Consider the following 11,536-nt stretch of genomic DNA (forward strand, 5'->3'; position numbering starts at 1 on the left):
CTGCATGCCAGCGGGACGCTCGACGCGCCCCCCATATCGCTCTTTGTAACTCCTCAACTGCGAGCCAGCCCGATCGCCTGGTTCGGCGCCGCATTGATCCTTGCGCGCGCGCATGCTGGCTCCAACGCGCAGGCGCGAGCGCCACCACTGCTTTCCTGACGTCACTTGCCAATGGCGCGGGCATCAAGCCCGCGCCTTCGTTGCTTGACACGCCCGGCCTTTGGCCCGGGTCAGGAAAGGTTTTGGAATATGTTTCGTCGTCACGCCCTTGCCGGTGTGAGCCTGGTCGCCATCGCGGCTGTGCTTCTGCCGGTGCCGATGGCGCTTGCTCAGTCCGGCAGCACCGAGCTGCCTGCCGTCACGGTCGATGCACCGCGGGCCCGCGCTACGCGCCCCGCCCACAGGCCCAGTCGCCCGACCGTTGCCGCAGCCCGGCAGCACGCGCCAAAGCCCGCGGCGGCCGCACCACCGCAACGCGTCATCATCACCACCGATACGGCCGGCGATGGCGGCTTCAAGGCGTCGTACGCGGCTCCGGCCGCCAAGCAGCGCTACCAGTTGCCGCAGGAGTCCTACAGCATCACGTCGAAACAGATCGACGAGACCATCAACCTCAAGGATCCCGAGGATGCGGTCAAATACATGCCTAGCTTGTTCGTGCGCAAACGCAACGACGGCGACAACATGGCGGTGCTGGCGACGCGCAGTTGGGGCGTCAATTCCAGCGCGCGCACGCTGATCTATTATGACGACCTCTTGGTCTCGGCACTGATCGGCAACAACAACACCAGCGCGGCGCCGAAATGGAATCTGATCTCACCCGAAGCGATCGGGCGGATCGACTTCCTCAATGGTCCGTTCTCGGCGGCCTATCCCGGCAACTCGATCGGCGGCGTGCTGCTGATCAATTCGAAAATGCCGGACAAGCCGTTCGCGGTGGCCAAGGAGACGGTGTCGGTGATGCCGTGGAATCAATACGGCACCAAGGACACCTATGTCACCAGCCAGACGAGCGCCTCCGCCGGCAATCGCGACGGCAAGCTGTCGTGGCTGGTCAGTGCCAACTATCTCGACAGTTATCAGCAGCCGCTGACATACACGACCAACAGCACCATTCCGGCCGGGACGACCGGTAACTTCTCGGCTCTGAACAAGCAGGGTTTGCCGGCCAATGTCGTCGGCACCGGGATCCTGGCGCATTCGCAGCAGACCTCCGGCAATCTGCGACTCGCCTATGACGTGACGCCTCTGCTGCAGGCGACATATGCGTTCGGCATCTGGAACAACCATCAGACGTCGGATCCGCAGACCTATCTGCGGTCGGCGACGACAGGGCTGCCGACCTTCGGCAACGTCAGCTCTTTTGCCACCGGCAAATACATCTGGGACCAGACCCATATGAGCAACGCGGTCTCGCTGAAGAGCGATACTAAGGGCATATTCGACTTCGACATGTCGGCATCGAGCTACAATTACCTGCAGGACATCCAGCTCAATCCGTACACGGTGACGCCGGCGGGTGTCGGCTATTCGCAGGACGGCAAGATCTCGCGGATGGACGGCACCAACTGGCAGAACGCCGATGCCAAGGGCATCTGGCGTCCGTTCGGCTATGACGGACCGCAGGAGATAAGTTTCGGCATTCACGGCGATCGATACCGGCTGGAAAATCCCGGCTATCTGTCGTCGGTCTGGTATCAGACGACATCGACCGGGACCGGTCAGCTCTTCTCGAACGGTGAGGGCGAGACTCGGACGGGCGCATTGTGGCTGCAGGATGCCTGGAAGATCGAGCCCAATCTCAAGCTGACGCTCGGTGGGCGGCTGGAGAGCTGGCAGGCGCGCGACGGCTTCAACGTCAACAGCTCTGCCGGGGCTGGAACTGGCACGACGACCAACCCGATCCCGGTGCTGAAGGTGTCTTCGCAGAGCCAGCCGGGCCTTTCGGCGACCAACTTCTCGCCAAAGGCGTCGTTATCCTATGATCCGAACAAGGACTGGAATATCACCGCGAATTTCGGCGAGGCCTACCGCTTCCCGACGGTTTCCGAATTGTACCAAAACGTGACCGCCGGAGGCGTTGTGTTCCTGGCGAATCCATTGCTTCGTCCGGAGCAGGACTTTACGGGCGAGTTGAATATCGAGCGCCACTGGAGCGACGGTCGCGTCCGGCTGACACTGTTCAGAGAAAGAACCAACGATGCGTTGATCTCGCAGAGCAACACCGTCACCAACGCGTTCACAGGCGCGCAATCGGTGCAGACATCGGTGACCAACGTCGATGCGATCAGGTTGCAGGGTGTCGAGCTGGCGGTCGACAAGGACAATGTCCTGATTCAAGGCCTGCAGTTGTTCGGCAGCGTCACCTATGTCGAGTCGCGCATTCTCGCAGATACGAATTGGGCGGGTGTCAATCCGCTGACCAATATCCCGGATCAGGTGGTCGGCAAACGCGTGCCCAACGTGCCGGACTGGCGGGTAACCTTCGGCACGAGCTATCGGCCGAACGAGAGCTGGGCCTATACGGTGGCGGCGCGCTACAGCGGCAAACAGTACTCGACCCTCGACAACACCGACATCATTCCGCATGTCTACGGGGCGTTCGACAACTACTTCGTCGTCGACATGAAGATCCATTATAACGCGACCAGGAATTTCGCGTTCGATTTCGGCATCGACAATCTCTTCAACGAGCAATATTTCCTGTTCCACCCGTTTCCGGGCCGCACCTTCGTGCTCGCGGCCAAATACACGTTCTGAGGAATGGCATCTCATGAGACTTGTTTGCTATGGTTTTACGGCTGCGGTGATCTCGATGGCGCTATCGGCGATGCCTGCCGCCGCCCATGTGCTGCTGGAGAACAAGGAGGCGGCGGTCGGCAGCCGGATCAAGGCCGTCTTCATCGTGCCGCATGGCTGCTCGAACACCGATACGCTCAAGCTGCGGGTGAAGATTCCCCAAGGCGTGATCGCGGTCGAGCCGGAGCCGAAGGAGGGATGGACTATCGCGACCACCAAGGGCAAATATGCCGCCGACTACGACTACCAAGGCGGCAAGGTCTCGGAAGGCGTGCAGGAGGTCGACTGGAAAGGTGGCCGCGTGCCGGCCAAGACCCGCGACACCTTCGCGGTCGATCTGGTCCTGACCGATGCGCTCAAGCCTAACACCACGCTGTATTTCCCGGTGGTGCAGGAATGCGAGCAGGGCGTCAGCCGCTGGATCGAAATCCCGCCTGAAGGCTCCGATCCGCACGCAACCAAGTGGCCGGCACCTGGCATCAGGCTGCTGCCGAAATCGTGAGACGTATCGTCCTTGGCCTGTTCGCGGCTTTGTTGTTGGTTGCGAGTTTCGCGCCCGGTGCTGATGCGCATGCCGTGCTGCTGTCGGTCACGCCTGCCGACGGCAGCGTGCTGACAGCGCAGCCGGCAATGGTGGTGCTGCGTTTCAACGAGGCGGTGACGCCTGGCGCGGTGACGGTGATCGATGCGCAGGGGCGGACGCGCGGCGATGCGAGGGTCAAGGCCACGGGCGACACCATCAATATCGCGCTGCCCGCCGGCCTGCCTCAGGGCAGCCAGGTCGTGAGCTATCGCGTGATCTCCGGGGATGGCCACCCGATGGCGGGATCGATGGTGTTCTCGATCGGTGTGCCCAGCGCGACGGTGGCGCCTGTTGAGCGCGATCTCTGGCGCGACGGCCTGATCTGGCTGGCGCGCGTCGGGCTTTATATTGGCCTGTTCGCAGGCATCGGCGGCGCCTTCTTCCTGCGCTGGATTGCGCAGGTCATGTCAGCGCAAAGCAGCGTGCTGGTTGCGCTCGTCATCGGACTTGCTGCCGCGGTCGCATCGCTCGGTCTGTTGGGCCTCGATCTGCTCGGCTTGCCGCTATCGGCGCTGGTCACGACCGCGCCGTGGCAGGTTGCAAGCAGCACCGGCTTTGCCGTCTCGCTGCTGATCGCGGGCAGCGGCATGATCGTCTCTATCGTGGCGCTGCAGATCCGCAATGATCTGCTCGCACGCGCGCTTGCTGCGGTCGCGCTCGCCGGTCCCGGCCTGTCGCTGACCGTGAGCGGTCATGCCGCCACGGCTTCGCCCGAGCTGCTGGCTCGTGCGGCGATCTTCATTCATGGCAGCGCCATCGCCTATTGGCTCGGCGCGCTGCTGCCACTTGCGATCCTGATCGGGCAGGCAAAGGGCGGCGCGTTGCCGGCCTTGAAGCGGTTCTCAGGCATCGCCGTGCCGATGGTCGTGTTGCTGGCGCTGTCCGGACTCGCGCTGGCGATCGTGGAGCTCGAAACGCCGGCCGCGCTGGTCGAGACCCGTTACGGCCTCGTTCTGCTCGCCAAGCTCGTGCTGGTGGCCGTCCTGCTGACGCTCGCGGCCCTGAACCGCATGCGGCTGACGCCGGCGCTGGCCAATGCCGGTGCGGCCAGACCCCTGCGGCGATCCATCCTGCTGGAATGCGCCACGGCGCTGGCGATCCTGGCCGTGGTCGCGTTCTGGCGCTTCACGCCGCCGCCGCGCAGCCTGTTGCCCGAGACGCCGCTTGGCGTTCACATCCACAGCGACAAGGCCATGCTCCAGGTGCTGATCTCGCCAGGCAAGACCGGCCAGGACGATTTCGTGCTGCAGTTGATGCACGACGACGGCACGTTGCTCGACGCCAAGGAGGCGAAGCTCACCTTGAGCCTGCCCGGGCGCGGCATCGCCGACATGGAGCATCAGGCGACGCGCGGGCCCGACGGCTACTGGCACGTCCGCAAGGCGCCGCTGCCGCTGCCCGGACGATGGCACATGCGGATCGATGCGCTGGTTGGCGATTTCGATCAGATCAGTTTGGAGGACGATGTCGACATCGGCGCGCCGTGAAACCACGGTGAAATCGGTTCATCCACGGGCGCAACGGAACCGGCAAAACGATTGAAGAATCGAAAGCTTAGCCGGTTTTTCTCAACGATAGCCTTGTGTTTTGCCGCCTGATCCGCTTTGACTGCGCTGCGAAAAGCGAATCTCAAGGCCTCATCCCATGCGATTGACGCGGTTTTTCCTGCCGATCCTGAAAGAGAACCCGAAGGAAGCCGAGATCGTCTCGCACCGGCTGATGCTGCGCGCCGGCATGCTGCGGCAGGAGGCGGCCGGCATCTATGCCTGGCTGCCGCTGGGCTTCCGGGTGTTGAAGAAGATCGAGCAGATCGTGCGCGAGGAGCAGGACCGCGCCGGTGCGCTGGAGCTGTTGATGCCGACCCTGCAGCTTGCCGATCTCTGGCGCGAGAGCGGCCGTTATGACGCCTACGGTCCGGAGATGCTGCGGATCAGCGACCGCCACAAGCGCGAGCTGCTGTACGGGCCGACTAACGAGGAAATGATCACCGAGATCTTCCGCGCCTATGTGAAGTCCTACCGCAGCCTGCCGCTCAATCTCTATCACATCCAGTGGAAGTTCCGCGATGAGCAGCGTCCGCGCTTCGGCGTGATGCGCGGCCGCGAATTCCTGATGAAGGATGCCTATTCGTTCGATCTCGACGAGGCCGCCGCCCGGCGGGCCTACAACAAGATGTTCGTCGCCTATTTACGCACCTTCGCGCGCATGGGGCTGAAGGGCATTCCGATGCGTGCCGAGACCGGGCCGATTGGGGGCGATCTCAGCCATGAGTTCATCGTGCTGGCCGAGACCGGCGAGTCCGGCGTCTATTGCGATCGCAACGTGCTCGACCTGCCGATCCCGCCCGACGACGTGAACTATGAAGGCGACCTGACGCCGATCATCAAGCAATGGACCTCGCTCTATGCGGCGACCGAGGACGTGCACGATGTGGCGCGCTTCGAGAGCGAGGTGCCGGCGGAGCGGCGGGTCCACACCCGCGGCATCGAAGTCGGACAGATCTTCTATTTCGGCACCAAATATTCCGACGCGATGAAGGCGCTGGTCGCCGGTCCCGACGGCGCCGAGGTGCCGATCCATGGCGGCTCCTACGGCGTCGGCGTCTCGCGCCTGGCCGGCGCGATCATCGAAGCCTGTCACGACGATGCGGGCATCAAATGGCCGGAGGCGGTGGCACCGTTCCGTGCGGTGATCCTGAACCTCAAGCAGGGCGGCAGCGACACCGACGCGGCGTGCGAGAAGCTCTATCATGAGCTGCAGGCCAAGGGCGTCGACGTGCTCTACGACGACACCGAGCAGCGCGCCGGGGGCAAGTTCGCCACCGCCGACCTGATCGGCATTCCCTGGCAGATCATGGTGGGACCGAAGAGCCTTGCCGAAGGCAAGGTCGAGGTGAAGACGCGCAGCGACGGCGCACGCGAGATGATGTCGCCTGCCGAATTGGTGGCGCGGCTGGCTGGCTGACATACGCCGCTATCGGGCGCCAGGTATTATCCACCGGCGGCCGTCGCCCGGGCGGCCAATCCGGCCACAATTGGCCCGAATCATGGGATGATCGAGCGATGGCTGAAACCGTGAACGAACCCGTACACACCGCGCCCTTCGCGCCCTTCGAATGGATGCTGTCGGGGCGCTACTTACGCGCGCGCCGCCGCGAAGGCTTCATTTCCGTCATCGCCGGCTTCTCATTCCTCGGCATCATGCTCGGCGTCGCCACGCTGATCATCGTGATGGCTGTCATGAACGGCTTCCGCAAGGAGCTGCTCGACAAGATCCTCGGGCTCAACGGCCACCTTCTGATCCAGCCGCTGGAATCGCCGCTCACCGACTGGAAGGACGTCGCCGAGCGCATCAGCCAGGTGCAGGGCATTCGCCTCGCCGCACCCGTGGTGGATGGGCAGGGACTGGCCTCATCGCCGTTCAACGCCTCCGGCGTGTTCATCCGCGGCATCCGCTCGCAGGATCTGCAGAACCTGACGTCGATCGCCAAGAACATCAAGCAGGGCTCGCTGGAAGGCTTCGACGAGGGACAGGGGGTGGCGATCGGCAAGCGGCTCGCTGACTTGCTGTCGCTCCATGCCGGGGACATGATCACGCTGGTGTCGCCGAAAGGCGCGGTGACGCCGATGGGCACGATGCCACGGATCAAGCCCTACCGGATCTCGGCCGTGTTCGAGATCGGCATGTCGGAATATGATTCCAGTTTCGTGTTCATGCCGTTGGCGGAGGCGCAGGCCTATTTCAACCGCAACAACGATGTCACCGCGATCGAAGTCTTCACCACTAACCCCGACCAGATCGAGCAATTCCGCAAATCGGTGACGGAAGCGGCGGGACGTCCGATCTTCGTGGTGGACTGGCGGCAGCGCAATTCGACCTTCTTCAACGCGTTGCAGGTCGAGCGCAACGTGATGTTCCTGATCCTGACCTTGATCGTGCTGGTGGCGGCGCTCAACATCATCTCCGGCCTGATCATGCTGGTGAAGGACAAGGGGCAGGATATCGCCGTGCTGCGCACGATGGGCGCCTCGCAGGGCGCGATCATGCGGATCTTCCTGATCACCGGCGCCTCGATCGGCATGGTCGGCACGCTGACCGGTTTCGTCGTCGGCCTTATCATCTGCATGAACATCGAAGCGATCCGGCAATTCCTGTCCTGGCTGACCAACACCGATTTGTTCAATCCCACCCTGTACTTCCTGTCGAAGCTGCCGGCCGACGTCGATTTTGGCGAGACGGCCGCGGTTGTGATCATGGCCCTGACGCTGTCCTTCCTCGCCACGCTTTATCCGTCATGGCGCGCCGCCCGGCTCGATCCGGTCGAAGCGCTCCGCTACGAGTGAGGCTGGCATGGAAGAGCAGGGGGCGCAGGATTCACCGGTCATCTATCTCCACGACATCAAGCGCCAATACATGCAGGGTGAGGTGCCGCTGGTCATCCTGGACGGCGCCAAGCTCGCGCTGTGGGCAGGACAGTCGGTTGCGCTGATCGCACCGTCGGGCTCGGGCAAGTCGACCCTGCTGCACATCGCGGGTCTGCTCGAGACGCCCGACGAGGGCGAGGTCTATGTCTCGGGCGTGCCGACCTCCCAAATGTCGGATATCGAGCGTACCCAGATCCGCCGCACCGATATCGGCTTCGTCTACCAGTCGCACCGGCTGCTGTCGGAATTCTCGGCGCTCGAGAACGTGATGCTGCCGCAGATGATCCGCGGCCTGAAGCGATCGGAGACCGTCAAGCGCGCCACCGAAATCCTCGCTTATCTCGGCCTTGGCGATCGCATCAAGCACCGTCCAGCTGAGCTCTCCGGCGGCGAGCAGCAGCGCGTGGCGATCGCACGCGCGGTCGCCAATGCGCCGCGCGTGCTGCTTGCCGACGAGCCGACCGGCAATCTCGACCCCTCGACCGCCGATCACGTCTTCAACGCGCTGATGCAGCTGATCAAGGCGACCCATGTCGCGATGCTGATCGCGACCCACAACATGGAGCTCGCCGGCCGCATGGACCGTCGCGTCTCGCTGGTGGGTGGCAAGATCGTCGAGCTCGACTGAGAGGTTTCCGTTCTGGTGCGTTTACTTGACGCGAACCGCTCCGGTTGAAAACGCTCTATGGCTGGATCACGGTCATCTGGAATGGCCCGGCATGTTCGGCGGCATGCACTACCGCCTCGTTGGCTTGATCGAGACTAAAGCGCGTGGTCGCGAACTGATCCAGCCGCAGCAATCCCGCGCGGATCAACTGCACCAGTTTCACCGTGGCATCCGGTGGGCACATCCAGACGCCGTGAATGGTGATGCAGTTGCGCATGATCCAGGGATAGGGAAGCTCGAGGCCGGCGCCGCCGAGCATGCCGACGCCGCCCATCAGCACCACGCGGCCGCAACCGCGCACCGTCATCAGGGCGGCCCGCACTACGCTGGTCGAGACCGAAGGCGGCATGATGTCGATCACGCAATCGATCGGCACTGGTGAGGCCGCTTTCATGCGCTCGCGATCATCATCCTCATTTCCGGTGAGCGTGACGGTGCGCACGCGATCGCCGAAGCGCCTGACGAGATCGGCGAGCACGGCCTGGTTGCGGCCGGGCGCGATGACATGCGCGGCACCCATCGCCAGCGCAACTGCCACCGCGCAGCTGCCGAACTTGCCGGTGGCGCCGCTGACCAGCACGGTCTCGCCTGGCTGCAGGTTGGCAGCGAGGAAGCCGCCATAAGGCACCAGCAGGGTGGTGAGCGCGCACCATTGCGCGGCCTCGGACGCCGCGATGGCGCCGATCGGCTTGACGTTCTCGGTCGGCACCATCATTTTTTGCGCGAACGAGCCGTGTCGGAAATGCTGTTGCAGCTTGAGCCCGCCGGGGCCGCGCGCGCTCCAGCCCTGCAAGGTGATGTCGGGCGCGAGAACGTCGTCGCGCGCCCGCACGGTCGGATCGCAGAACACCCAATCGCCGATGGCAAGCTTGGTCGCGTCGGGACCGACGGTGCTGACACGGCCGATGCCGCCGGGCCCCGGGATCACCGGCAGCTCCAGCAGGTATTTGCGCGCGCCGCTGAAGACTTCGTTGGTGTAGGAGAGCACGCCGGCGGCTGCGATGTCGACGATGACTTCGCCGGTTCCGGGCACAGGATCGGGAACGGTTTCGATCGTAAGCGGCGATCCGAATGCTTTCAGTACAGCGGCTTTCATCATGTCCTCCATCTCAGGGCTGGATGGCACGAGGCTGACAGGCTAGGTTGCGGCGTAAAAGGCCTGGTATTATCCTGGGATTGGCCAGGCCCACCTTCGCTAAACCGGCTGCAGAAGAGTCTGACATGAGCGCCATTCAGGAAAGACTGACATGAGCGATCCGCGTCGCGCCGAATTCGGCAATTTCCTGCGCTCGCGCCGCGAGAAGCTGACGCCGCGAGCCGTCGGCCTGCCGAGCGGGAGACGCCGGCGGACTGCAGGGCTGCGCCGCGAGGAGGTCGCCGAGCTCGCCGGCATCGGCGTCGACTGGTACATCCGCCTGGAGCAGGGCCGCACCGTCAATCCATCCGTGACGACGGTCGATGCGCTGGCGCGCGCCTTGCGCCTCAACAAGACCGAGCATGCGCATCTACGCGCGCTCGCACGCGACGCCGACCGCCGACCATTCGCGCGCGAGACCGTGCCGGCGCATCTGCGCCGGGTGGTTGAGAGCCTCAACCAGCCGGCCTACATCACCGGCCGCCGCTGGGACGTGTTGGCGTGGAATGCGAGCGCCGAGGAGATATTCGGCTTCGCTCAATTGGCTGAGGACGAGCGCAACACGCTGATCCTGGTGCTGACCAACCCGCAGGCCCGCGCGCTGTTCGGCAAGACGTGGAAAGACGAAGCGAGGCGGATGGTGATGCAATTTCGCGCCGCGCATGATCTGTGGGCCGGCGATCCTGCTTTCGTCGATCTGCTGGCGCGGCTGCGCAATGGTTGCCGTGAATTCGCAACGTGGTGGGAAGCCCATGACGTCCGTGGTGCATCCGACGGCAGGAAGCTGCTGCAGCATCCGAAGAAAGGCGCGCTGCATCTGCAATATGCGAGCTTTCAGGCCAATGATGATTCGGCGCTGAAGCTGACGATCTACACGACAGTCTGATGGCATCTCGCGGCGCAGGAATGCGCGGAGAGACTTGCCGTACTTACGTCACAGGTAAGAACAACACGGAACTAATTGTTGCGCATCGGCAACGGCCAGGATTGTTGACGTGTAGTTGGTGTTGCCTGCATGCCGCAAATGACTGGCCGCAGCAGGGCCATGATTCTTCCACGCAAATGAGTGGAACTTGGTCGCGGCGGAGCGGAGCGTGATGTCGCAGGCTGCTCGCGAATCCTACAAAAGCCCGAAAGCAAAATTAATTGCGTTGGCTGTCGTTTTCGCAAGCCGCGAGAGCCTGCTGACGCATCGGCGTCTGAAGCCGCCGGATACTTTCTAGACAACAACTCAGGGCTCGGAACATTGGAAAGCAAGACACGGAGTTTGACGATGAAGAAGCTTCTCCTTGCAACGATCGGAGCCGGTGCCGTTGCCGCAGCGGCTCCTGCATTCGGAGCCGATCTCGCCAGGCGAGCGCCTCCGGCTCCCTACACCAAGGCGCCGCCTGCGGTGATGGCCACGGTGTATGATTGGAGCGGCTTCTATCTCGGTGCCAACGCCGGCGGCGGCTCGAGCCGCAATTGCTGGGGGCTCGCCGCTGGTGGTGGCGAAGGCTGCAATAGCGCCAGCGGCGCGGCCGTCGGCGGTCAGGTCGGCTATCGCATGCAGATGTCGAACTTCGTCGTAGGCGTCGAAGCTCAGGGCGATTGGGCCAATTTCAGCGGCAGCAACCGGAACCTGATCGATCCGGCCGTCACCGATCGTTCGCGTCTGGATGCGTTCGGCCTGTTCACCGGTCAGGTCGGCTACGCCTTCAACAATGTGCTCGGTTATGTGAAGGGCGGTGCTGCCGTCGTCGACGACAAGTACAACACGTTCACGAGCGCAACAGGCGCGCCGATCAATTCCGCCAACTCGACGCGCTGGGGTGCCACCGTCGGCGCCGGTGTCGAATACGGGCTGTCGCAGAATCTGTCGCTCGGCGTCGAGTACGACCACATCTTCCTCGACAACAAGAATCTGAACTTCGCGAGCACCGCCGGCG

At 63.4% G+C, this 11,536-nt stretch carries 9 protein-coding genes; 8 read left to right on the top strand and 1 reads right to left on the bottom strand.

The window, feature by feature from the left end; genetic code table 11:
- Positions 1 to 249 precede the first annotated feature (249 nt).
- The 6 genes from WA702_RS14735 (at position 250) to WA702_RS14760 (ending at position 8,434) form a co-directional block, all read left to right on the top strand.
- The gene (locus WA702_RS14735) at positions 250 to 2,760 is read left to right on the top strand and encodes a TonB-dependent receptor (RefSeq protein ID WP_425111268.1); all 2,511 of its coding nucleotides are present in this window, start codon (positions 250 to 252) and stop codon (positions 2,758 to 2,760) included.
- A 13-nt stretch (positions 2,761 to 2,773) separates the two neighbouring features.
- Positions 2,774 to 3,301, top strand: a complete 528-nt coding sequence (locus tag WA702_RS14740) for a YcnI family protein (protein ID WP_425111269.1) — start codon at positions 2,774 to 2,776, stop codon at positions 3,299 to 3,301.
- Entirely contained in the window at positions 3,298 to 4,869 is a 1,572-nt protein-coding gene (locus WA702_RS14745) for a copper resistance CopC/CopD family protein (RefSeq protein WP_425111270.1), read from the top strand. The genes WA702_RS14740 and WA702_RS14745 overlap by 4 nt, the downstream gene beginning before the upstream one ends.
- Before the next feature lie 157 nt (positions 4,870 to 5,026).
- On the top strand, positions 5,027 to 6,346 hold the full coding sequence (gene proS, locus WA702_RS14750; RefSeq protein WP_425111271.1) for a proline--tRNA ligase: 1,320 nt from the start codon (positions 5,027 to 5,029) through the stop codon (positions 6,344 to 6,346).
- Between the two features lie 98 nt (positions 6,347 to 6,444).
- Positions 6,445 to 7,725 (top strand): lipoprotein-releasing ABC transporter permease subunit, encoded by a 1,281-nt coding sequence (locus WA702_RS14755; RefSeq protein WP_425111272.1) that lies wholly within the window; start codon positions 6,445 to 6,447, stop codon positions 7,723 to 7,725.
- 7 nt (positions 7,726 to 7,732) lie between these two features.
- The gene (locus tag WA702_RS14760) at positions 7,733 to 8,434 is read left to right on the top strand and encodes an ABC transporter ATP-binding protein (protein WP_425111273.1); all 702 of its coding nucleotides are present in this window, start codon (positions 7,733 to 7,735) and stop codon (positions 8,432 to 8,434) included.
- Between the two features lie 55 nt (positions 8,435 to 8,489).
- Here WA702_RS14760 and WA702_RS14765 read toward each other — a convergent pair whose 3' ends face one another.
- Positions 8,490 to 9,569 carry an alcohol dehydrogenase catalytic domain-containing protein gene (locus WA702_RS14765; protein WP_425111274.1) on the bottom strand — a complete coding sequence of 360 codons (1,080 nt, stop codon included), beginning with the start codon at positions 9,567 to 9,569 and terminating at the stop codon, positions 8,490 to 8,492.
- A gap of 151 nt (positions 9,570 to 9,720) precedes the next feature.
- On the opposite strand from WA702_RS14765, the gene WA702_RS14770 reads away from it, so the two are divergent.
- Together WA702_RS14770 and WA702_RS14775 are read left to right on the top strand one after the other, a co-directional pair.
- Positions 9,721 to 10,494, top strand: coding sequence for a helix-turn-helix transcriptional regulator (locus WA702_RS14770; protein ID WP_425111275.1), 774 nt, complete (start codon positions 9,721 to 9,723; stop codon positions 10,492 to 10,494).
- A 387-nt stretch (positions 10,495 to 10,881) separates the two neighbouring features.
- On the top strand, positions 10,882 to 11,536 hold a 655-nt coding region (locus tag WA702_RS14775), incomplete at its 3' end, for an outer membrane protein (RefSeq protein ID WP_425111276.1).

Source organism: Bradyrhizobium sp. (assembly GCF_049798375.1).
GTDB lineage: Bacteria > Pseudomonadota > Alphaproteobacteria > Rhizobiales > Xanthobacteraceae > Bradyrhizobium.

Bases quoted from the DNA above. Each gene is read 5' to 3' on its own strand.
- WA702_RS14735 (WP_425111268.1), top strand. From the start codon at position 250: ATGTTTCGTCGTCACGCCCTTGCCGGTGTGAGCCTGGTCGCCATCGCG.
- WA702_RS14740 (WP_425111269.1), top strand. From the start codon at position 2,774: ATGAGACTTGTTTGCTATGGTTTTACGGCTGCGGTGATCTCGATGGCG.
- WA702_RS14760 (WP_425111273.1), top strand. From the start codon at position 7,733: ATGGAAGAGCAGGGGGCGCAGGATTCACCGGTCATCTATCTCCACGAC.
- proS (WP_425111271.1), top strand. From the start codon at position 5,027: ATGCGATTGACGCGGTTTTTCCTGCCGATCCTGAAAGAGAACCCGAAG.
- WA702_RS14765 (WP_425111274.1), bottom strand. From the start codon at position 9,569: ATGAAAGCCGCTGTACTGAAAGCATTCGGATCGCCGCTTACGATCGAA.
- WA702_RS14770 (WP_425111275.1), top strand. From the start codon at position 9,721: ATGAGCGATCCGCGTCGCGCCGAATTCGGCAATTTCCTGCGCTCGCGC.
- WA702_RS14755 (WP_425111272.1), top strand. From the start codon at position 6,445: ATGGCTGAAACCGTGAACGAACCCGTACACACCGCGCCCTTCGCGCCC.